The sequence below is a fragment of the Pseudomonas schmalbachii genome, from assembly GCF_017589465.1.
Lineage (GTDB): Bacteria > Pseudomonadota > Gammaproteobacteria > Pseudomonadales > Pseudomonadaceae > Pseudomonas > Pseudomonas schmalbachii.
In genome coordinates this window covers 322115-344802 of record NZ_JAELYA010000004.1, presented here as the reverse complement: position 1 = coordinate 344802, position 22688 = coordinate 322115, and the positions used below count along the sequence as shown (strand labels likewise).

General features: G+C 67.2%; 18 protein-coding genes. 2 read left to right on the top strand and 16 right to left on the bottom strand.

The window, feature by feature from the left end; translation table 11 throughout:
* The first annotated feature begins 224 nt into the window (after positions 1–224).
* Complete coding sequence (locus JFY56_RS12755) at positions 225–1547, top strand: MFS transporter (protein ID WP_208314124.1); 1323 nt, start codon at positions 225–227, stop codon at positions 1545–1547.
* A 128-nt stretch (positions 1548–1675) separates the two neighbouring features.
* Here the strand turns inward: JFY56_RS12755 and JFY56_RS12750 are convergent, their stop codons facing one another.
* From JFY56_RS12750 to betI, 16 genes are all read right to left on the bottom strand, one after another.
* The gene (locus JFY56_RS12750) at positions 1676–2818 is read right to left on the bottom strand and encodes an acyl-CoA dehydrogenase family protein (RefSeq protein ID WP_208314123.1); all 1143 of its coding nucleotides are present in this window, start codon (positions 2816–2818) and stop codon (positions 1676–1678) included.
* 13 nt (positions 2819–2831) lie between these two features.
* Positions 2832–4028 carry an acyl-CoA dehydrogenase family protein gene (locus tag JFY56_RS12745; RefSeq protein WP_208314122.1) on the bottom strand — a complete coding sequence of 399 codons (1197 nt, stop codon included), beginning with the start codon at positions 4026–4028 and terminating at the stop codon, positions 2832–2834.
* 61 nt (positions 4029–4089) lie between these two features.
* On the bottom strand, positions 4090–5241 hold the full coding sequence (locus JFY56_RS12740) for a thiolase (RefSeq protein WP_208314121.1): 1152 nt from the start codon (positions 5239–5241) through the stop codon (positions 4090–4092).
* Positions 5238–5618 (bottom strand): Zn-ribbon domain-containing OB-fold protein, encoded by a 381-nt coding sequence (locus tag JFY56_RS12735; protein ID WP_208314120.1) that lies wholly within the window; start codon positions 5616–5618, stop codon positions 5238–5240. The genes JFY56_RS12740 and JFY56_RS12735 overlap by 4 nt, the downstream gene beginning before the upstream one ends.
* Before the next feature lie 117 nt (positions 5619–5735).
* Entirely contained in the window at positions 5736–6959 is a 1224-nt protein-coding gene (locus JFY56_RS12730) for an acyl-CoA dehydrogenase family protein (protein ID WP_208314119.1), read from the bottom strand.
* The gene (locus tag JFY56_RS12725; RefSeq protein WP_208314118.1) at positions 6949–8100 is read right to left on the bottom strand and encodes an acyl-CoA dehydrogenase family protein; all 1152 of its coding nucleotides are present in this window, start codon (positions 8098–8100) and stop codon (positions 6949–6951) included. Before JFY56_RS12725 ends, JFY56_RS12730 begins: the two co-directional genes overlap by 11 nt.
* Positions 8101–8699: 599 nt before the next feature.
* Positions 8700–9665 (bottom strand): NAD(P)H-dependent flavin oxidoreductase, encoded by a 966-nt coding sequence (locus tag JFY56_RS12720; protein WP_208314117.1) that lies wholly within the window; start codon positions 9663–9665, stop codon positions 8700–8702.
* 151 nt (positions 9666–9816) lie between these two features.
* Entirely contained in the window at positions 9817–10629 is an 813-nt protein-coding gene (locus tag JFY56_RS12715) for an enoyl-CoA hydratase/isomerase family protein (protein WP_236032585.1), read from the bottom strand.
* Between the two features lie 112 nt (positions 10630–10741).
* Positions 10742–11578: an SDR family NAD(P)-dependent oxidoreductase gene (locus tag JFY56_RS12710; protein WP_208314116.1), complete on the bottom strand. Its 837-nt coding sequence runs from the start codon at positions 11576–11578 to the stop codon at positions 10742–10744.
* An 88-nt stretch (positions 11579–11666) separates the two neighbouring features.
* A complete protein-coding gene (locus JFY56_RS12705) occupies positions 11667–13226 on the bottom strand; it encodes a long-chain-fatty-acid--CoA ligase (RefSeq protein ID WP_208314115.1) in 1560 nt (519 codons plus the stop codon).
* A 146-nt stretch (positions 13227–13372) separates the two neighbouring features.
* Positions 13373–14806, bottom strand: coding sequence for a cardiolipin synthase (gene cls, locus JFY56_RS12700; RefSeq protein ID WP_208314114.1), 1434 nt, complete (start codon positions 14804–14806; stop codon positions 13373–13375).
* Between the two features lie 332 nt (positions 14807–15138).
* On the bottom strand, positions 15139–15720 hold the full coding sequence (locus JFY56_RS12695; RefSeq protein WP_208314113.1) for an alpha/beta hydrolase: 582 nt from the start codon (positions 15718–15720) through the stop codon (positions 15139–15141).
* An 80-nt stretch (positions 15721–15800) separates the two neighbouring features.
* Positions 15801–16451: a gamma-glutamylcyclotransferase gene (locus tag JFY56_RS12690; protein WP_208314112.1), complete on the bottom strand. Its 651-nt coding sequence runs from the start codon at positions 16449–16451 to the stop codon at positions 15801–15803.
* A 388-nt stretch (positions 16452–16839) separates the two neighbouring features.
* On the bottom strand, positions 16840–18528 hold the full coding sequence (gene betA / locus JFY56_RS12685; RefSeq protein ID WP_208314111.1) for a choline dehydrogenase: 1689 nt from the start codon (positions 18526–18528) through the stop codon (positions 16840–16842).
* Between the two features lie 128 nt (positions 18529–18656).
* Complete coding sequence (gene betB, locus JFY56_RS12680; protein ID WP_208314110.1) at positions 18657–20129, bottom strand: betaine-aldehyde dehydrogenase; 1473 nt, start codon at positions 20127–20129, stop codon at positions 18657–18659.
* Positions 20130–20180: 51 nt separating this feature from the next.
* The gene (gene betI, locus JFY56_RS12675) at positions 20181–20774 is read right to left on the bottom strand and encodes a transcriptional regulator BetI (protein WP_208314109.1); all 594 of its coding nucleotides are present in this window, start codon (positions 20772–20774) and stop codon (positions 20181–20183) included.
* Between the two features lie 316 nt (positions 20775–21090).
* Between betI and JFY56_RS12670 the strand changes: the two genes are divergently transcribed.
* On the top strand, positions 21091–22632 hold the full coding sequence (locus JFY56_RS12670) for a BCCT family transporter (RefSeq protein WP_208314280.1): 1542 nt from the start codon (positions 21091–21093) through the stop codon (positions 22630–22632).
* Positions 22633–22688: the final 56 nt, after the last annotated feature.

Here is a 22688-nt window from a genome sequence, read left to right as displayed (position 1 = left end):
GTCCAGGGATGCATTCCCACGCGGGAGCGTGGGGAACGATAAGGCCGCATCGGCGGATTTCCGCTTATCACCCCTTTGCCGATCGGCAATTTTCCGCTCATCGATCCCGCTCCAACGCCAACGAACCGCTCTATTCCGGCCATTTCGTAGCTGGCACAGCTCTTGCCATTGCCTGATCACGGTCGCCTCGACGCGTCCCTACAACAATGACAAGAGGATTCGTGATGGACACTTCCACCACCCTTTCCACCACTGCCGTAGCCTCGGCCACGCCGAAAACCACTGCGCAACAACTCCGCTCGATCTTCAGCGGCTCGGTCGGCAACCTGGTCGAGTGGTACGACTGGTACGTCTACGCCGCCTTCTCGCTGTACTTCGCCAAGGCCTTCTTCCCGCAGGGCGACCTCACCGCACAACTGCTGAACACCGCCGCCGTGTTCGCCATCGGCTTCCTCATGCGTCCGATCGGCGGCTGGCTGATGGGCGTGTATGCCGACCGCAAGGGGCGCAAGGCCGCGCTGCTGCTGTCGGTGCTGCTGATGTGCTTCGGCTCGCTGATCATCGCCGTCACTCCGGGCTACGCCAGCATCGGCGTCGCCGCGCCGGCGCTGCTGGTGTTCGCGCGATTGCTGCAGGGCCTGTCGGTCGGCGGTGAGTACGGCACATCGGCGACCTACCTGTCGGAGATGGCCGGCAAGGAGCGTCGCGGCTTCTTCGCCAGCTTCCAGTACGTGACGCTGATTTCCGGCCAGTTGCTGGCCCTCGGCGTGCTGATCCTGCTGCAGAACGTGCTGACCACCGAGCAGCTGGAAACCTGGGGCTGGCGCATTCCGTTCTTCATCGGCGCGGCCTGCGCGATTGTCGCCCTGTGGCTGCGTCGCGGCATGGAGGAAACCGAGTCCTTCACCAAGTCGCAGAAGCGCGAGAAGAAGGAAGGCGTGCTGCGCACCCTGCTGCGCCACCCGAAGGCGGTGCTGACCGTGATCGGCCTGACCCTCGGCGGCAGCCTGGCGTTCTACACCTACACCACCTACATGCAGAAGTACCTGGTGAACACGGTGCAGATGAGCAAGGCCGACGCGACGATGATCTCGGCCGCCTCGCTGTTCCTCTTCATGCTGCTGCAGCCGATCATGGGCGCCCTCTCCGACCGCGTCGGCCGTCGTCCGCTGCTGCTCGGTTTCGGCGTGATGGGCACCCTGTGCACCATCCCGATCCTCAGCATGCTGCAGAGCGTCACCAGCATGTGGGGCGCGTTCGCGCTGATCATGTTCGCCCTGGTGATCGTCAGCGGCTACACCTCGGTCAACGCCATCGTGAAGGCCGAACTGTTCCCGGCGGAAATCCGCGCCATCGGCGTCGGCCTGCCCTATGCGCTGACCCAGTCGGTGGCTGGCGGAACCGTGGAATACGTGGCGCTGTGGTTCAAGAGCGTGGGCAACGAGTCGGGCTTCTTCTGGTACATCACGGCCGGCATCGCCGTTTCGCTGCTGGTGTACATGTTCATGCCGGATACCCGGGATACTTCGCTGATCGACCGGGACTAAGGCAGCCCCTCACCCCTGCCCTCTCCCGGAGGGAGAGGGGGTTGTCCGGCATCAAGCGAAACACTGTGCCAACCGGCGACTCCCCACCGCCCCCTCTCCCTTGGGAGAGGGCTGGGGTGAGGGGAAGCTCAGCAAACCTCCATCAACCGGCTATACGCCTGCAGATGATGGTCATCGTCGCCGAACTGGTGGCTGATCATCACCAGGTGCTTGGCGTAGTGCGAGCCGGCGTATTCGTCGGTCAGGCCGATGCCGCCGTGCAGCTGGATGCTCTGCTCGGCGATGTAGCGGCCGGCGCGGGTGACGATGAACTTGGCCGCCGCCAGGGTGCGGCTGCGTTCGTCGCTGTCCGGCTGGTCGGCCGCGCAGGCGGCGAGCATGGCCATCGAGGTGGCTTGGTCGAGTTCGCTGCGCATGTCCACCATGCGGTGTTGCAGGACCTGGAAGCTGCCGATCGCCACGCCGAACTGCTTGCGCGTCTTCAGGTAGTCGAGGGTCAGGTCGCAGGTGGCTTCCATGGCTCCGACCGCTTCCGCGCACTGCGCGGCGATGGCGCGGCCCTGCTGGTAGCGCAGCGCGGCGAAGGCCTTGCCCGGCTCGCCCAGCACGCTCCCGGCGTCGACGAAGGCGCCATCGAGGAACAGCTCGCAGCCCTTGAAGCCATCGACAGTCGGGTAGACGCGGCGACGCACGCCGGCCTGCTGCGGATCGACCAGGAACAGGCCGATACCGTCCTCGTCGCGCTCGCCGCCGGATACCCGCGCGGATACCAGGACCAGCCCGGCGCTGTGCCCGCCGATCACCGCGACCTTGCGCCCGGACAGGCGCCAGCCGCCGTTCACCGCTTCCGCGCGGGTCTGCACGTCGTTCAGGTGGTAGTGGCTCTGCGGTTCCTCGAAGGCCACCGCCAGTTGCAGTTGCGCGCTGGCCACGGCGGGCAACAGGCGGTCCTTCTGCGCGTCGTCGCCAAGCTGGGCGAGCAGCCCGCCGGCGTACACCACCGATTGCAGATAGGGTTCCAGGCACAGGCCGCGGCCCAGCTCGGTCATCACCAGCATGCTGTCCACGCCGGAGCCGCCGAAACCTCCGTAGGCCTCAGGCAGCGGCACGCCGGTCAGGCCCAGTTCGCCCAGTTGCGCCCAGAAGTCGGCGCCGTAGCCCAGTTTGGTGCGGCGATAGCTCTCGCGTTGTTCGAAACCGTAGGCATCACGAACCAGGCGCGCCGCGGTGTCCTGCAGCATCTGCTGCTCTTCGCTCAGTTTGAAGTCCATGGTCGGCTGCCTCTCAGAGTCCGAGATTCACTTTGGAAACGATGTTCTTCTGGATTTCGTTGGAGCCGCCGTAGATCGACAGCTTGCGCATGATGAAGTACTGGCTGGCCAGGGTTGCGCTGTAGTCGGTGTGCAGCAGCTCGCCGGCGTAGGCCTGCTCCAGTTCCTCTTCGAGGAACGGCAGCGCGTACGGGCCGACGGCCTTGCGCAGCAGGTGGGTGATCGCCTGGCGCAGTTCGGTGCCGCGCACCTTGAGGATCGAGCTTTCCGCCCCGGTACCGCCGCCGTCGCGGGCCGCCGCGAGGATGCGCAGGTTGCCCATTTCCGCCGCCATCAGCTGCATTTCCAGCTCGGCGATCTGCGCGCGGAACAGCGGGTCCTCGATCAGCGGGCGGCCCTGGCACAGCTCGCGGCCGGCGATGGCCTTGAGCTGCTTGAGCAGCGCCTTGGAGAAGCCGATGCCGGCCAGGCCGGTGCGCTCGTGGGTGAGCAGGTACTTGGCGCAGGTCCAGCCTTCGTTTTCCTTGCCGACCAGGTTGGCCACCGGCACCCGCACGTCGTCGAAGAACACTTCGTTGACTTCGTGCTCGCCGTCCAGGGTGATGATCGGCCGCACGCTGACGCCCGGGCTCTTCATGTCGATCAGCAGGAAGGAGATGCCGCGCTGGGCCTTCGCCTCGGGGTCGGTGCGCACCAGGCAGAAGATCCAGTCGGCGTGCTGGCCGAGGGTGGTCCAGGTCTTCTGGCCGTTGACGATGTAATGGTCGCCGTCGCGCACCGCGCGGGTCTTCAGCGACGCGAGGTCGGAGCCGGAACCCGGCTCGGAATAGCCCTGCGCCCACCAGTCGGTCATGTCGAGGATGCGCGGCAGGTAGTGCGCCTTCTGCTCCTCGCTGCCGAACTCGATGATCACCGGGCCGACCATCACCACGCCGAACGGCAGTACGCGCGGCGCGCCGGCCAGCGCGCATTCCTCGTCGAAGATGTGCTTCTGCACCACGCTCCAGCCGGTGCCGCCGAGCTCCACCGGCCACAACGCGGCGTACCAGCCGCGCTCGTTGAGCACGCGCATCCAGCCGACGTGGTCGGCCTTGCTCAGGCGCTTGCCCAGTTTCACCTTGGCCGCCAGGTCGGCCGGCAGCTTGTCGCGCAGGAAGGCTCGCACTTCGTCGCGGAAGGCCAGCTCGTCAGGCGTGAAATGGATATCCATGTGGAAGTCCTCGCTCGTTATTGTCTTGCCGGCCTGGCGACCGGCTCTCGTTATCCGGAAATCAGAGTGCCGCGGCGCTGCCGAGGAAGGCGGTGACCTGGCTCGACAGGGTGCCGCCGTTGCCGTGCAGCAGGGCGATGTCGCATTTGCCGAGCTGGCGTTCGCCGGCCTGGCGGCGGATCTGCGTGACCGCCTCGATGATCAGGAACATGCCGTACATGCCCGGATGCACGCAGGACAGGCCGCCGCCGTTGGTGTTCACCGCCAGCGCGCCGCCGGGAGCGATGCGGCCGTCCTGGACGAAGCGCCCGCCCTCGCCCTTCGGGCAGAAGCCGAGGTCTTCGAGGAACAGGATGGTGTTGATGGTGAAGGCGTCGTAGAGCATCACCAGGTCGACATCGGCATGCGTCACGCCGGCCATGTCCATGGCGCGCGGGCCGCTTTCCGAGGCGGCGGTGACGGTCAGGTCGGGCATGCACACCACCGAGCGGTGCCACTGCGCACCGGCCGCGCCGAGGAAGTACACCGGCTCGTTCGGCAGGTCGCGGGCACGGTCGGCGCGCACCAGCACGCAGGCGCCGCCGCCGTCGGTGACCAGGCAGCAGTCGGCGGAAGTCAGCGGGTCGCTGACCATGCGGCTGGCCATCACGTCGTCGATGGACAGCGGGCCACGGGCGAAAGCCTCGGGGTTGAGATTCGCCCACTTGCGCGCGGAAACCGCCACTTCGGCCAGTTGCTCGCGGGTGGTGCCGTACTGGTACATATGCCGGCTGGCCGCCAGCGAATAGGACGTGATCGGATGGCGCGGCTTGTAGAAGGTTTCGTGCCACTGCGGCTCGCTCATCGACACCAGCCGGCCGCCGGCGGTGCGCTGGTTGGAGCCGTAGCAGATCAGCGCGGCGTTGCAGAGGCCGGCTTCCAGCGCCAGGGTCGCCTGCAGCAAATGCATCTCGAAGCTGGAGCCGCCGACGTTGGTGCCGTCGACGAACTTCGGCTTGATGCCCAGGTACTCGCACACCGACAGGGTCGGGAAGGCGTGCGAACTGGTGGCGGCGAATACGCCGTCGATGTCGGAGAGCTTGAGGCCGGCATCGGCGATGGCCTTCAGCGACGCCTGGCCGAGCAGTTCGATGGGGCTGAAGCCGTGGGCCTCGCCGATCCCGGCGCTGCCGATGCCGACGATGGCGGTCTTGCCGCGAATTGCCTGGTTCATGCCGCTTCCCCTTCGATCAGGTCGAACACCACGCCTGCCACGCCATCCACCAGGGCGATGCGTGCCTTGACCCGGCTGCCGATGGGCGCCGTCTCCACACCCTCGATGCGCGACATCATGCGCACGCCCTCGTCGAGGTCGATCAGCGCCACGTTGTGGCTGCCGTTGCGCGCGCGGTTGACGGTGATCGCATAGATAGTGCCGGTGCCCTTGGCTGCCACCCATTCCAGATCGGTCTCGCCGGTGCCGGGAATCAGCACGCGCGGATAGAACACGTAGCGGCCGGTGGAAACGCTGCGCTGCAGCATGAAGCGGCCCTGGTCAAGGAAGGCCTGGTACTGCGCCTCGGGGCCTGACGGCCGTTCATTGGCGGACATGGAATGACTCCTGGTTGATTCAAGAATTGCGGCTGGCGAGCGTCTTCTCGTGCATGGCGGAATGCCGGTGACGGACTGGTCCATGACGCTCATGGGAATACCTCGGAAAAGTGCGCCCTACAGGCCCAGCACCTGCTTGGCGATGATGTTGCGCTGGATCTCGCTGGAGCCGCCGTAGATCGACGTCTTGCGGTAGTTGAAGTAGCGCGGCAGCAGCGCCCCGGCGTAATCCGGACCGGGACGCGGCGCGGCGGCGCGGCCCTGGACTTCGGCCCAGGTGTCGCGGATGAACGGCCAGCCCTGCGGCCCGACCGCCTCCACCGCCAGCTCGCTGATCGCCTGCAGGGTTTCCGTGCCGGCCAGCTTGACCATGCTCGACGCGGCGCCGATCGAGGCCCCGGAGCTGACGCCGGAGAACAGCCGCAGTTCGGCGGCATCCACCGCCTCGACCTGGATTTCCAGCTCCAGCAGCTTGCGGCGGAAACTCGCGTCGTCGATCAGCCGGCCACCATCGTCGGCCGGCTGCCGGGCGGCGATCTGCCGGACCTTCTCCAGCTGGTAGCGCAGCGTCGGGCCGTAGGCGCCGCCGCGTTCGAACTCCAGCAGGTACTTGGCGCAGGTCCAGCCCTGGCCTTCCTCGCCGATCAGGTTCTCCAGAGGGACGCGCACGTCCTCGAAGAACACCTGGTTGACCTCCTGCTCGCCGGGCATCGGCCCGTCCAGCAGCGGCAGCGGATCGACCGTGATGCCCGGCGTCTTCATCTCCACCAGCAGGAAGGAAATCCCCGCCTGCTTGCTGCCGTCGCGGCTGGTGCGCACCAGGCAGAACATCCAGTCGGCCCACTGCGCGTGGGTGGTCCAGATCTTCGAGCCGTTCAGCACGTAGTGGTCGCCGTCGCGCACCGCCTTCATCTGCAGCGACGACAGATCGGAGCCCGAGCCGGGCTCGGAATAGCCCTGGCACCAGAAGATGTCGGACGACAGGGTCGGCGGCAGGAAGCGCGCCTTCTGCAGCTCGGTGCCGAAACGCATGATCACCGGGGCGACCATCTTCAGCCCCATGGGCACAACCCGTGGGCAGCCGGCCGCGGCGATCTCGCTCTGGAACAGGAAGCGCTCGGTCGGCGTCCAGCCCGGGCCGCCGTATTCGGCCGGCCAGTCCGGTGCGGCCCAGCCGCGCGCATGCAGCTTCTTCTGCCAGCAGCGCTGGCCTTCCTTGTCCAGGTAGCCATTCTTCGACTGCGCCATCATCTCGCGCAGTTCGGCGTCGTAGGCCTCGTCGATCCAGGCGCGGACTTCCTCGCGGAAGCGCTGCTCCCCGGCGGAATACTCAAGATTCATGGGAAACCTCCCCGGCCAGCCCGGCGTAACGGCGCAGGTGATGATCGACCGAACCGAACTGCTGCTCGATCACGGTCGCGCGCTTGAAGTAGTGCCCCACCGCCAGTTCCTCGGTGATGCCCATGCCGCCATGGATCTGCACCGCGCCCTGGCCGACGGCCTTGAGCGCCCTGCCGACCCGCACCTTGGCGGCGCTGGCGGCCCGTGCGCGTTCGCGCGCCGGGGCATCGAGCTGCATGGCCGCCAGCCAGGTCAGCGCCGAGGCCTGTTCGATGTGGATATGCATGTCGACCATGCGGTGCTGCAGGGCCTGGAACGAACCGATCGGCACGCCGAACTGCTTGCGCTCCTTCGCGTAGGCGATGGTGTCGGCGAGCATCTTCTGCATCACCCCGACCGCCTCGGCGCACAGCGCCAGCACGGCCTCGTCGAATACCGTTTCGAGCAGCGGCAGGCCGTTGTCCTGCTCACCGATCAGTGCGCAAGCCGGCACGCGGACATCGTCGAACCAGACTTCCGAGGCCCGTCCGCCATCGACGGTGGGGTAATCCTGGGTGCGAATGCCGGCGGCGTTCCGCTCGACCAGCAGCAGGCTGATGCCGTCGCGGTCGCGGCGTTCGCCGGACGTGCGCGCAGTCACCAGCAGGTGGGTCGCCCACGGCGCGCCGAGCACCACGGTCTTGTGGCCGCTCAGTACGTAGGCATCGCCAGAGCGCCGCGCGCGGACGTCGATATCGTGCAGGCAATGCCGGCTGCCGGCCTCGCCCTGCGCCCAGGCAATACGCACGTCGCCGGCCACGATGGCGGGAATGATCCGTTCGGCCAGCTCGCCGCCGGCGTGCTTGAGCAGCCCGCCGCCGAGCACCACGGTGGACAGGTACGGCTCCAGCACCAGGGAACGGCCGAAGGCTTCCATGACGATCTGGTTCTCGATGGCACCGCCGCCGAGACCGCCGAACGACTCGGGGAAGGCGGCGGCGAGAATGCCCAGCTCGCCGGCGAAGGCCTGCCAGCACTCCGGACGCCAGCCCTGCGCCGAACCCACGGCCGCCATGCGTTTGTCGAAGCCGTACTGTTCGTCCAGATAGCGCGCGAGCATGTCGCGCAGCATCTGTTGCTCATCGCTGAATCTGAAATCCACCGCGCGTTCCTCCATGTGTGCCCCCGGGCACCCAGGCATCGTTAGACGTAGGGTGGAAAACGCGAAACGGATGGCCGCCCCGCCTTTCCACCATCCGGCCGGCACCATGGTGGACGTGAAAAGATGACGTCCACCCTACGAAACTGTGCGTTGCCGGCTCCCTCACCCCAGCCCTCTCCCAGAGGGAGAGGGGGCGCAACGGAGTTGGGTTGCATGCCGTGCCAACCGGCAACTCCAAACAATCCCCTCTCCCTCCGGGAGAGGGTCAGGGGAGGCATCGCGACGCCTCATCCCGAACGTAGACGTAGGGTGGAAAACGCGAAGCTTTTCCACCATCCGGCCGGCGCCATGGTGGACGTGAAAAGACGACGTCCACCCTACGAAACTGTGCGTTGCCGGCTCCCTCACCCCAGCCCTCTCCCGAAGGGAGAGGGGGCGCAACGGAGTTGGGTTGCATGCCGTACCAACCGGCAACTCCAAACAATCCCCTCTCCCTTCGGGAGAGGGTTAGGGTGAGGGGGGAGGCATCGCGATTCCCCATCCGGCCAGCACCATGATGGACGTGAGAAGACGACGTCCACCCTACGAAACCACGGCCGTCACTCCGCCCAGGCGGCGGCGACGCGCAGGCGTTCGCGGCACTCGGCGACCATGCGTTCGAGCAGCTCGGCGCAGGTCGGGATGTCGTTGATCAGGCCGACGCACTGGCCGGCGGTGACGATGCCGTCGTTCGGCTCGCCGGCTTCCAGCGCGGCGCGGCCGCGGGCGCCGGCGACCAGGTGGCGGATGTCCTCGAACTTGGCGCCGCCCTTGCGCTCGATGCCGACCACTTCGTCGGAGATGGAGTTCTTCAGCACCCGCGCGGTGTTGTGCAGGGTGCGGAAGATCAGGTGGGTATCGCGCTCGCTGGCATCGACCAGCGCCTGCTTGATGTTCTCGTGGATCGGCGCTTCTTGCGTGGCGCAGAAGCGCGTGCCCATGTTCACGCCCTCGGCGCCCAGCGCCATGGCGGCGGCCATGCCGCGGCCGTCGGCGATGCCGCCGGAGGCGATCACCGGGATATCCAGCGCACGGGACGCCAGCGGGATCAGCACCAGGCCGGGAACGTCGTCCTCACCCGGGTGGCCGGCGCATTCGAAACCGTCGATGGACACCGCATCGACGCCCAGGCTCTGCGCCTTCAGCGCATGGCGGATGGCCACGCACTTGTGGATCACCTTGAGGCCGGCGGCCTTGGCCCGGGCGATGTGCTCGCCGGGGTTGCCGGCGGTTTCGAGGATCTTCACGCCGCTCTCGATGACCACGTCGAGGTACTTGCCGTAGGGCGGCGGGTTGATCGACGGCAGCATGGTGATGTTCACGCCGAACGGCTTGTCGGTCATCGAACGGCAGCGCTCGATCTCGCGCGCCAGGTCCTCGGGGGTCGGCTGGGTCAGCGCGGTGAGGATGCCCAGGCCGCCGGCGTTGGAGACCGCCGCGGCCATCTCGGCGCGGCCGACCCACATCATGCCGCCCTGGATGATCGGGTACTGGATGCCGAGCATTTCCGTGATACGGGTTTTCATTGTTCTGCTGCCTCGTGGTTCTGCGCCGGCGCTGGCAATCGATGCCCAGCCGGTATGCGCCTGTCGATGACTGGACGATGCCGGAAATTGCGTATGGATTTACCACCAGTATCGGGTGGTGAAGATGTTCCCCGGGGCCGGTTGGCGCGACTCACGCCGCGCCGTCCGGTTTCCGCACCGGCGGCCACTGGAACAGCGGCGGCTCCTTGCGCATGAAGCGTGCCGAGGCCTCGGCCAGGTAGGTGGAAGTCAGGGCCACCGCCTGGGCGCTGGCTTCGCCGTCCAGCTGGGCGGCCAGGTCGTTCTCCAGCGAGCGCGCCAGCAGGCGCTTGGTCATGCCGAAGGCGACGGGCGACAGGTTGGCCATGGCGCGCGCCAGTTCCTCGGCGCGGGCATGCAGCTGCTCCGCCGGCAGCACTTCGAGGGCGATGCCGAGTTGCTGGGCTTCCTGCGCCGGAATCTCGCGGGCGGAATAGAGGATTTCCTTGGCCTTCTGCAGGCCGACGATGCGCGGCAGGGTGTAGGACGCGCCGAGGTCCGGCGCCAGGCCGAGTCGGGCGAAGGCCATGCAGAAGCGCGCGCGCTCCGAGGCGATGATGAAGTCGGCGGCCAGGGCGACGCTGAAGCCGGCGCCGAAGGCCACGCCATCCACCGCGGCGATGATCGGCTTGTCGAAATCGGCCATGGCCAGCAGCAGGCGGTTGTTCTCTTCCATGCGCTTGCGCACGTCGGAGGCCGTCGCCTGGGCGCCCTGCATGTTGCCGACGTCGCCGCCGGAGCAGAAATCGCTGCCGGAACCGGTCAACAGCACGGCCTTCACCTCGGGGTTGCGGCGCAGGCCGTTCAGGGTGTCGAGCAGCTCGGCGAACATCTGCAGGTTGAGCGCGTTCTTGCGTTCGGGACGGGCCATCACCAGCCTGGCCAGGCCGTTGTCGATGGAAAGCTCGATGGTTGTCAGGGTCATCTCGTTCGTCATCCTGGCTTGCTGGGGGAAACCTGCCGGCGCAACGGCAGGGAAGTTCGTCGAGGTTCGCACGGCCCCGGACGGGCGCCGCGCGAAAGGCGTAGCTGGCAGCTTAGAAGTTGCTGCCCGGGCCGCCACCACAGTACAGGGTCTGGCCGGACAGGTAGTTCGACTCCGGCAGGCAGAACAGTACCACCGCACCGGCCGCCTCTTCCGCCTTGCCCGGACGGCCCAGCGGGATGGTGGTGCTGGCGGCGTCGAGACGCGCCTGCTGCACGCCGACCTTGATCTCGCGGCCTTCGATATTGACGGTCTTGCTGTCGTCGCCGGCCAGCGCCTGGGTCAGGCGGGTGTCGATCAGGCCGAAGGCGACGGCGTTGACGTTGACCTTCAGGCGGCCCCACTCCTTGGCCAGGGTCTTGGTCATGCCGAGGATGCCGGCCTTGGCCGAGGAGTAGTTGGTCTGGCCGGCGTTACCGCCGGCGGCGCCGGAGGAGATGTTGACCACCTTGCGGAACACTTCGCGGCCTTCGGCGGCTTCGGCCTTGGCGGCGGCGCTGATGATCGGCTGGGCGGCGCGCAGGATGCGGAACGGCGCAGTCAGGTGGCAGTCGATGATGGCGGCCCACTGCTCGTCGCTCATCTTCTGGATCACGTTGTCCCAGGTGAAGCCGGCATTGTTGATGATGATGTCGATGCCGCCGAAGCTCTCGACGGCGGTCTTGACGAAGCGCTCGGCGAAGTCGGCGGCGGTCACGCTGCCCACGCAGGCGACGGCTTCACCGCCAGCGGCGCGGATTTCCGCAACCACTTCGTCGGCCGGAGCCTGGTCGAGATCGTTGATCACCAGCCTGGCGCCGTAGGCGGCCAGCTGCACGGCGACCTCGCGACCGATACCACGGCCGGAGCCGGTGACCAGGGCGACCTTGCCTTCGAGTTTCTTGCTCATTTCCTACTCCTCTGGGTTCAGATGGCCGGGGCCTGCGGCTATGCCGCGATCCGGCAATTGGGGATTGGCCAGGGTGGCGCGGCGGGCCTCAGTTGATCGCCCGGGTCCGGCCCTTCCAATAGGGTTCGCGCAGGTCGCGCTTGAGAATCTTCGCTGCCCCGGAAAGCGGCATGGAGTCGCGGAATTCCACGCTCTTCGGGCACTTGTAGCTGGCGATGAATTCGCGGCAATGGGCGCGCAGCTCGTCCTCGCTGGCCGTGGCGCCGGGCTTGAGGGTGACCACCGCGTGCACCGCCTCGCCCCATTCCTCGCTGGGAATGCCGATCACCGCGCACATGGCCACCGCCGGGTGCCTGGACAGGGCGCTTTCGACTTCCGCCGAGTACACGTTCTCGCCACCGGTGACGATCATGTCCTTCACCCGGTCGACGATGAAGATGTAGCCATCCTCGTTCATGTAGGCCGCATCGCCGGTGCAAAACCAGCCATTACGCAGCGCCTTGGCGGTTTCTTCCGGCTTGTTCCAGTAGCCCAGCATCACCGACGGTCCCTTGAGCAGCACTTCGCCGACCTCGCCACGCGGGACCTCGTTGCCCTGCTCGTCGGCGATCTTCAGGTGCAGCCCGTAGACCGCGCGGCCGGCCGAGCGATAAAGGCCGCTGGCGCGCCCTTCGGCGCCGTGGTTTTCCGGCGGGTTCAGGGAGGCCACGCCGCAGCTCTCGGTCATGCCGTAGGCGTGCAGGAACTCGACGCCCGCCGGCAGCATTTCCATCGCCTTTTCCAGGGTGGCGGCATTGATCGGCGAGGCGCCGTAGCTGATGCGCCTGAGGCTGCCGAGGTCGTACTCGGCGAAGCGCGGATGGGCCAGCAGCATCTGCAGCATGGTCGGCACCAGGATCGCTTCGGTGATGCGCTCGCGCTGGATGGTGTCCAGCACCAGGGTCGGCTCGAAGCCGGGAATGTAGGCGCTCGGCGCACCGGCCATGAGGCGGCCGGCGACATAGGCCATGCCGGCGACATGGAACATCGGCGAGGTCACCAGGGCGAGGGAATCGCGCGGCGTGGACACGGTCGACATGCGCATCATCATGGCGCTCCAGAGCACCCGGTGGGACATCATCACGCCCTTCGGCAGGCCGGTGGTGCCGCCGGTGTACATGATCACCGCCAGCGCTTCGCCGCCGTCGCTGGCGTCTTCCACCGGCTCCGACCCGGCGATCAGCCGCTCGAAGGAATGCATGCCGGCCGGTGCCTCGCCGTCGCCGGCATGGATCAGCAGCGGCTTGTGCCGGGCAGTGGCGAGGATGCCTTCGATCATTGGCAGGTGATGGTCGTCGACGATCAGGTAGCGGGTATCGCAATCGTCCAGCGAATAGACGATCTCCGGCACGCTCCAGCGGGTGTTCACCGGATTGAGCACGGCGCCGAGCCACCAGCCGGCCAGCATGTATTCCTGATAACGGTCGGAGTTGAGAGCCAGCATGCCGATCCGCTCGCCGCTCTGCACGCCCAGCTGGCGCAGGCCACCGGCCAGCCGCGCGACGCGCTCGCCCAACTGGCGATAGGTACGGCGACGCTCGCCGAAGAGGGTGGCGACCGCGTCCGGTTGGGTCAGCATGGAGATGTGCAGACCGTGCGTCAGGTTCATGGTGTCTCCTTTCTTGTTATCGGGACATCGCAGCACCGCTGCGGGAGACCGGCGGGCCTTCCTGCGGGCATGGGCAAGAATGGAGTGAGTAGACCAACCAGGGGCCGTGGAGAGCGCCACCCAACTCGGGTGGCGGGTGGCTGCCGTTACAGCAGCGGCGACACCAGCCGCGCCACGCGCATGCCGAGCTGCTGCAGGCGGTGGATGCTCTTGCGGTCCTCGATGCGCACCTCCAGCGACTGGGCGAAGTCGACTTCGAGCATGCTCTCGACCTCGGCGGCGAAGCCCTCGTCGACGGTGATCAGCATGATCTCGAAGTTCAGGCGGAACGAGCGGTTGTCCAGGTTGGCGCTGCCCACCGCGGCGCTGTCGCGGTCGATCAGCACCACCTTCTGGTGCAGGAAGCCCGGCTGGTAGCGGAACACCCGCACGCCGGCGCGTACGGCGTCCAGCGCGTAGAGGGTGGAAGCGGCGAACACCGTGCGGTGGTCGGGGCGCGACGGCAGCAGGATGCGCACGTCCACCCCGCGCAGCACGGCCAGCCGCAGCGCCGCGCTGACCGCCTCGTCGGGGACGAAGTACGGGCTGGAGATCCAGATGCGCTCGCGGGCGGCGTTGATCGACTCGATGAAGAACAGCAGGCAGGTTTCCTGCGGGTCCGCCGGGCCGCTGGGCACCACCTGGCAGAGCATGCCGCTGCTGTCGTAGGACTCCGGCAGGATCAGCGTCGGCAGGTCGCGGGTGGCCCAGAACCAGTCCTCGGCGAAGCATTCCTGCAGGCAGGCCACCGCCGGCCCGCGCAGCTCGACGAAGGTGTCGCGCCAGGGCGACAGGCGCGGGTTCTCGCCGAGGTATTCGACACCGACGTTCAGTCCGCCGAGAAAGCCGCGTTCGCCGTCCACCGCGACGATCTTGCGGTGGTTGCGGAAGTTCACCTGGAAGCGGTTGAGCATGCCGTGGCCGGTGCGGAAGGCCTGCACCTGCACGCCGCCCTGGCGCAGGCGCTCGATGTAGCGCGCGGGCAGGCCGTGGCTGCCGATGGCGTCGTACAGCAGGAACACCTCGACCCCGGCCGCCGCGCGCTCCAGGAGAATCTGCGCCAGGCGCTGGCCGAGGTGGTCGTCGCGGACGATGAAGAACTGCAGGAGGACCACCTTCTGCGCGGCGGCCAGCGCATCGAAGATCGCCGCGAAGCTGGCCTTGCCGTCCACCAGCAGGCGCACCTGGTTATTGGCCAGGGTCGGCATCCGCGCCAGCCCGACCATCGCCTTGAGTTCCTTGTAGCCGTCGGCCTCCCGCGCGGCCTTGGCCTCCTCGATCCACGGCCGCCAGTCCAGCTCGGCGGCGGCGCGGCGCATCTCATCGTTGGCCTCGCGGCGCGCGTCGATATAGGCGTCGAAACGCCGGCGACCGAAGGCCAGGTAAGGCAGCAGGGTGAGCAGCGGCATGAACACCAGCGACGTGGCCCAGGCGATGGCGCCCTGCGCGGTGCGTACGGTGAACACGGCATGTATGGCAGCGACCACCCCGAGGATCTGGACGATGACCAGCAGCGGGCCGAGATAGTGGCTGGAAAGCATGCCTGCGAGGGAATCCCTTGAGTCGAGCCGAGTTCCTCCAGCATAGCCGGCCACGTGGGGCGGCAGAGCGGTTGGCAATATGGTGCAAGGATTTTTGGGGGATGGCCGTTCCTGCGTTGCTGGCCCCCCTCACCCCTGCCCTCTCCCAGAGGGAGAGGGGGTTGGTGTGGAGTGGCAGGTACGCACGGTGCTTCGCTTCACACGGAACAGTCCCCTCTCCCTCCGGGAGAGGGTTAGGGTGAGGGAACCGGCAACACGACAGCGCCCGGGCGGGCCATGCCCGCGATTCGCGCGCATGGCGCGCTCCTACAGGGATGGCCCCGGCGAACGCCTCACGCCCGCCGCAGCGACTGCTGGTCGATCAGGTACTGCAACCGGAACAGATGCCTGAACCCGGCCTCCCACGCACCATGTCCGGACTTCACGTTGATATGCCCGGCGCCCGGCAGGATCACCGTCTCCGCGCCCCAGAGGCGGCCGAGCAGCATGGCGCGCTGCGGGCTGCAGGCGTGGTCGTTGTCGGAACCCACCAGAACGCTGGGAAATGGCAGCGATTGCAGGGAGATCGGCGCGAAATTGCGCAGCGCTTCGTTGCAGCTGTCCCGCTCGACATCCGCCGGCGCCACCAGCAAGGCACCGGCGACCTGCGCCAGCAGGCGGCGGTCGGCGCGGGCCGCCCAGTGGGCGACGGTGACGCAGCCGAGGCTGTGCGCGATCAGCACCACGCGGCCGGGTTCGCGGCGGATTTCCCGGTCCAGCGCGGCGACCCAGTCGGCGCGCTGCGGGGTGATCCAGTCGGCCTGCTCGACCCGCGTGGCGTTCGGCAGGGCGCGTTGCCAGTGGCTCTGCCAGTGGCTGTCGTCGGAACCGTGCCAGCCGGGCACGATCAGGTAGCGGATGCGTTCGTTGCGCATGGAAGCGGCCCTCGCGAATCGTCATGGAGGGCATTCTAGGCGGGGTTCATCCATGCGTTAAGGAATAAGAAATTCTTTGCTTATTCCTTGATCGCCGACCGACAGCAGCGGGCCAGCAACGCCTCCAGCTTGAAATCCGGCATGGCATAGGAACGCAGCGCGCTCGCCGTCTGCTCGACATAGTCGCGGGTGCTGCCGAAATGTCCGTGGGCGCTGTCGAACACGCGCTGGACGATGCTGTCCGGCAGCGAACCGGCGTAGCTCGGCAGGTGCCGCTCCAGCACGAAGCCCAGGGCGCGCACCCGGCTGCCGTCGTCGAGGCGGCAGCTCAGCCATTCCGGGCGGTACGAGGCATAGGGCATCTCGCGCTGCCAGAGGGCGAACAGGTTGGCGTCGAGGTCGTCGTCGGGCAGCCGGTAGGCGAACCCGGAGCAGGAGCCGCCACGGTCGAGACCGAGCACCAGACCGGGCATTTCCGGCGTGCCGCGATGGGTCAGCGACCACAGGTAGAGTCCCCGGTGATAGCCATGCACCCGCGCCCGACGCGCCTCGGCGACCGGGAACTCCGGGCGCCAGATCAGCGAGCCGTAGGCGAACAGCCACACCGGCCCGCCATCGTGCCCGGACATGGTGATTTCCAGCGAAGCGCGCAACTGCTCGGCAGTCAGATGCTCCGGCGCCCCCAGCACCGGCGGATAGAAGGGGTCACCCATGACGGGAGACGATGCCATTGCCTTACCCCCACGGTCGCCTGGCTGCCTTCAAATTAACGGATGGCGGGGGCGGATGGAACCGGCGGGGACGGCGTGGTGCGGGGGTTTGCGACGAAATGACAGGGTGGAGTTGGTTTCCCCTCACCCTAACCCTCTCCCGAGGGGAGAGGGGACTGTTCGGCGTCAAGCGAAACACCGTGCCTCGTAGGGCGGGTGCAACCCGCCAAATATTGGCGCGTTGTGGATGGTGGCGGGTTTCACCCGCCCTACGGGGGAACGACATAAAAAAAGACCGCCTCCCCCTGCCTGAACCTGGAAAGCGGCCTTGAAGCTGAATCTGCTCTGGTGCAGTCAGCTTTCTACGCCTGTGATGTTGCAGGCGTCTTACAGGGCCGCCTTTTCCGACTCAGACCGCCCGCAACGGCTTGCCGCGTACCGGCGCGCCATTGGCCTTGTAGTACTCGGCCGTACTGCGCGGCAGCGGCTGGCGGCCGCGGATTTTGTCGGCGATCTTCTCGGCCATCATGATGGTGGTGGCGTTGAGGTTGCCGGTGATGATCAGCGGCATGATCGACGCATCCACCACCCGCAGCCCGTCGATGCCGTGCACGCGGCCCTGGCCGTCGACCACCGCCATGTCGTCCTCGCCCATCTTGCACGAGCAGGACGGATGGAAGGCGGTTTCCGCATGTTCGCGGACGAAGGCGTCCAGTTCGGCGTCGCTCTTGCGCTCGATGCCCGGACTCAGTTCGCGGCCGCGATAAGGATCGAGCGCCGGCTGCGCCATGATCTCGCGGGTGATGCGGATGCCGTCGCGGAACTCCTGCCAGTCCTGCTCGCTGGACATGTAGTTGAACAGGATGCTCGGGTGCTTGCGCGGGTCGCGGGAGGTCAGGTTGATGCGGCCGCGGCTGGGCGAGCGCATCGAGCCGACGTGGGCCTGGAAGCCGTGTTCCTTCACCGCGTTGCTGCCGTTGTAGTTAATCGCCACCGGCAGGAAGTGGTACTGGATGTTCGGCCACTCGAATTCCGGACGCGTGCGGATGAAGCCGCCGGCCTCGAACTGGTTGCTGGCGCCGAGGCCGGTGCCCTTGAGCATCCACTCCGCGCCGATCTGCGGCTGGTTCCACCACTGCAGCGCCGGGTACAGCGACACCGGCTGCTTGCAGGCGTACTGCAGGTACATCTCCAGGTGGTCCTGGAGGTTCTGGCCGACGCCCGGCAGGTCGTGCACCACCGGCACGCCGATGTCGCGCAGCAGCGCCGCCGGGCCGACGCCGGAGCGTTGCAGCAGTTGCGGCGAGGCGATGGCGCCGGAGCAGACCAGCACTTCGCGGCGCGCGCGGACTTCCGTCAGCGCGTTGTCGTTGCCCTGCAGGTAGGTCGCGCCGATGGCGCGCTTGCCGTCGAAGAGGATGCGGTCGGTCAGCGCGTGGGTGACGATGGTCAGGTTCGGCCGTTCGCGGGCCTGGTCGAGATAGCCGCGCGCGGTGCTGGAACGACGGCCCTGCGGGGTGACGGTGCGGTCCATCGGGCCGAAGCCTTCCTGCTGGTAGCCGTTGAGGTCTTCGGTGCGCGGATAGCCGGCCTGCACGCCGGCCTCGACCATGGCGTGGAACAGCGGGTTGTTGCCAGCCTTCGGCGTGGTCACGCTGACCGGGCCGTCGCCGCCGTGGAAATCGTTCGGGCCGATATCGCGGGTCTCGGCCTTGCGGAAGTACGGCAGGCAGTCGAGATAGGTCCAGTCTTCCAGCCCCTTGTCCTGCGCCCAGCCGTCGAAGTCCATGGCGTTGCCGCGGATGTAGCACATGCCGTTGATCAGCGAGGAGCCGCCCAGGCCCTTGCCGCGCCCGCACTCCATGCGGCGGTTGTTCATGTGCGGCTCGGGATCGGTCAGGTAGGCCCAGTTGTAGCGCCGGCCCTGCAGCGGGAAAGCCAGCGCGGCGGGCATCTGGGTGCGGAAGTCGGCGCGGTAGTCCGGGCCTCCGGCTTCCAGCAGCAGCACGCTGACGTCGGCGTCCTCGGTGAGGCGGGTGGCGAGCACGTTACCGGCGGAGCCGGCGCCGATGATGATGTAGTCGAATTCCTGGGACATGCGGGCCTTCCTCTTTTTCTAGGCATGACACCGCCCGCGACGCGTGCGCGCCGGTGTCTGGAAGTCGGGATGGCCGGTGGCAGGGAGTGGGGCCTGCGACCGGCCTTATCGGGGGCGGATCGCGGCGGTTAGAACACCGAGGCGTAGTCGCCCAGCTCTACCTGCACGGATTTGATCCGAGTGTAATGAGCCAGGGTGGTCAGGCCGTTCTCGCGACCGACGCCGGATTGCTTGTAGCCGCCCACCGGCATCTCGGCCGGGGACTCGCCCCAGGTGTTGATCCAGCAGATGCCCGCCTCCAGGCGATGGATCGCGCGGTGGGCGCGGGCCAGGTCCTGGGTGACGACGCCGGCGGCGAGGCCGTATTCGGTGTCGTTGGCGCGGCGGATGACTTCATCCTCGGTGTCGTAGACGAGGATGCTCATCACCGGGCCGAAGATTTCCTCGCGGACGATGGTCATGTCGTCGCGGCAGTCGGTGAACACGGTGGGCGCGACGTAGGCGCCGCTGGCGAATTCGCCCTGGGTCAGGCGCTCGCCGCCGCACAGCAGGCGGGCCTTCTCTTCCTTGCCCAGCTCGATGTAGCGCAGCACGCTGTCCATGTGCGCGAAGCTGGTCAGCGGGCCGAAGTTGGTGTTCTCGTCCTGCGGGCTGCCGATGCGGATGCGCTTCACGCGCTCCAGCACCTTGGCCTCGAAGCGTGCCTGCAGCGCGCGCGGGATGAATACGCGGGTGCCGTTGGTGCAGACCTGGCCGGAGCTGAAGAAGTTGGCCATGACGGCGATGTCGGCGGCGCGGTCGAGATTGGCGTCGTCGAAGACGATCAGCGGCGACTTGCCGCCCAGTTCCATGGTCACTTCCTTCAGCGACGAGCTGGAGGCGCTGGCCATGACCTTCTTGCCGGTGGAGGTGCCGCCGGTGAAGGAGATCTTCTCGATGACCGGGTGCTCGGTCAGCCACTGGCCGACTTCACGGCCGCTGCCGGTGAGGACGTTGAACACGCCGTCCGGCACGCCGGCCTCGGTGTAGATTTCCGCCAGCTTCAGCGCGGTCAGCGGGGTGACTTCGCTGGGCTTGAAGATCATCGCGTTGCCGGCGGCCAGCGCCGGGGCTGATTTCCACAGGGCGATCTGGATCGGGTAGTTCCACGCGCCGATGCCGGCGACCACGCCCAGCGGCTCGCGGCGGGTGTAGACGAAGCTGGTCTCGCGCAGCGGGATCTGCTCGCCCTCGATGGCCGGGATCAGGCCGGCGTAGTACTCCAGCACGTCGGCGCCGGTGACGATGTCCACAAAGCGGGTCTCGGCCAGCGGCTTGCCGGTGTCGAGGGTTTCCAGCTCGGCCAGCTCGTCGTTGCGCTGGCGGAGGATTTCCACGGCGCGGCGGAGGATGCGCGAACGCTGCATGGCGGTCATCGCGCCCCATACCTTCTGGCCTTCCACGGCGGCGGCCACGGCGCGCTCGACGTCGTCCTTCGACGCGCGCTGCACCTGGGCGAGGACCTCACCATTGGCCGGGTTGATGGTCTCGAAAGTGGCGCCGCTGGTGGCTTCCACATAACGACCGCCGATGTAGAGCCGCTGAACGTCGAATCGGGCCATGGTGATGTTGTCCTCTCTTATATTGGTGTGGCTACGCAAGGCTGCGCCGGGCTATCCCGTGCGCTTGGCCAGTTGTTGGTCGAGATAGTCGTAGGCAATCGCCAACGCCTGTTCGGTATCGAAGTCGGCCCCGGACAGCGCGCCGCGCAGCCACAGGCCGTCGATCAGCGCCGCCAGTCCACGGGCGGCGGCGCGCGCTTCGGTGAGCGGCAACTCGCGGCGGAACTGGCAGCACAGGTTGGAATACAGCCGGTGGTCGTTGATCCGCTGCAGCCGGCGCAACTGCGGCTGGTGCATGCTGCTCGCCCAGAAGGCCAGCCAGGTCTTCATCGCCGGGCCGTTCACCTGGCTGCTGTCGAAGTTGCCTTCGATGATCGCGCGCAGGTGCGAGCGCGCATCGTCGTCCCGCATTGTCGCGCGGCGTTCGCCCACGGCCTTGCTCAATGCCGACATCAGGTGGCGCATGGTCGCCTCCAGGAGGCCGTTCTTGTCCTGGAAGTAGTGGCTGATGATGCCGTTGGACACCCCGGCCAGACGTGCGATCAGCGCGATGCTGGCATCGCCCATGCCGACCTGGTCCACCGCCTCCAGCGTGGCGTGGATCAGTTGCGAGCGGCGTATGGGCTGCATACCGACCTTTGGCATTTCGATTCTCCTTGCGCGGGACGAGACAGAACCTGACCGTCCGGCGTCATGTTGGGCCAGTCTATTTTGTTTTTATTGAACGTTCAATCAACTAAGAATAAGCTGCGCTTCCATGAACCTCCCGAGCCTTGCGTGCAAGCGGCCCGGACCGTTCATCACCGCGCCAGCCAACCGCCAAGGATCGCAGAATCCGGGCGTGAGGTGCGCGGCGGCAATGCTTTGCGGCGTATTTCGCCACGCGTTCACTGCCATGGGGTCCCCCTCAATGACTGCTTCGCCAACAAAAACAAACGAGCAGGTACGTCTGAATCCGGTCGTGTTCTACGGCTCGACCGCCCTCATCCTGATTCTGACCGCCGCCCTCATCCTCTTCCCCGACGGTGCCGGCGCACTGCTCGGCCGCATCCAGGTCTGGCTGTCGCACAGCTTCGGCTGGTACTACATGCTGGCCATCGGCGCCTATCTGTTCTTCGTCGTGTGGATCGCCTTCTCGCGCTACGGCACGCTCAAGCTCGGCGCCGACCACGACAGGCCCGACTTCAGCTACGGCGCCTGGGCCGGCATGCTGTTCTCCTCGGGGATCGGCATCTCGCTGCTGTACTTCGCCGCGTCGGAACCCATCGACCACCTCTACAACCCGCCGGAAGGCGCCGCCGGTACGCCGCATGCGGCACGCCAGGCGCTGCAACTGACCTTCCTGCACTGGGGCCTGCACGGCTGGGCGATCTACGCACTGGTCGGCCTCGCCGTCGGCTACTTCGCCTACCGCCACCGCCAGCCGCTGGCGCTGCGCTCGGCGCTCTACCCGCTGCTCGGCGAACGCTGGGTGAAGGGCGCGGTGGGCAACGCGGTGGACTGCTTCGGCATCTTCGTCACCCTGCTCGGCCTGGTCACCAACCTGGGGATCGGTGCGCTGCAGGTGTCCTCCGGGCTGGAATACCTGACCGGCATGGAGCATTCGAAGACCACCCTGCTGGTCGTCCTGCTGGTGATGAGCGTGGTGGCGACGCTGGCCGCGGTGTCCGGCATCGAGAAGGGCATCCGCCGGCTGTCCAACCTGAACATCGTGCTGTTCAGCTCGCTGCTGCTGTTCGTGCTGGTCTGCGGCTCGACCCTGGAGCTGCTCAACGGCTTCGTGCAGAACCTCGGCGACTACCTAAACGGGCTGATCCTGAAGACCTTCGACCTCTACGTGTACACCGGCGGCGGCGCCGGCAAGAGCGAGGAATGGCTGGGCCTGTGGACCCTGTTCTACTGGGCGTGGTGGATTTCCTGGGCGCCCTTCGTCGGCATGTTCGTCGCCCGTATTTCCAGGGGCCGCACCGTGCGCGAACTGGTCTGCGGCGTGCTGCTGATCCCGCTGGGCTTCACCCTCGCCTGGCTGTCGGTGTTCGGCAACAGCGCCATGGACCTGGTGATGAACCACGGCGCCACCGACCTGGCCAAGGCCGCGCTGGAGCAGCCGTCGATGTCGATCTACCTGCTGCTGGAGCACTACCCGCTGGCCAAGGTGGTGATCGGCGTGTCGATCTTCGTCGGCTTCGTGCTGTTCCTCACCCCGGCGGACTCCGGTTCGGTGATGCTCGCCAACCTGTCGCGGGCCGGCGGCGATCTCGACGAGGACGCGCCGAACTGGCTGCGCATTCTCTGGTCGGTGATCGTCACCCTGGTGACCATCGGCCTGCTGTTCGCCGGCAACTTCACCGCCATGCAGACCGTGGTGGTGCTGGCCGGCCTGCCGTTCTCGGCGGTGCTGATCCTGTTCATGTTCGGCCTGTACAAGGCGGTGCGGGCGGATTACGAGCAGGCGCATGGCGGTGCTCGGCCCGCTCCGGCGGCGCTGGCGCAGAACGCCTGAAATCTCCCCGACGGCGCGAGCGGCGTCGCCTTTTTGGCCCGGCAGATGCCGGGCTT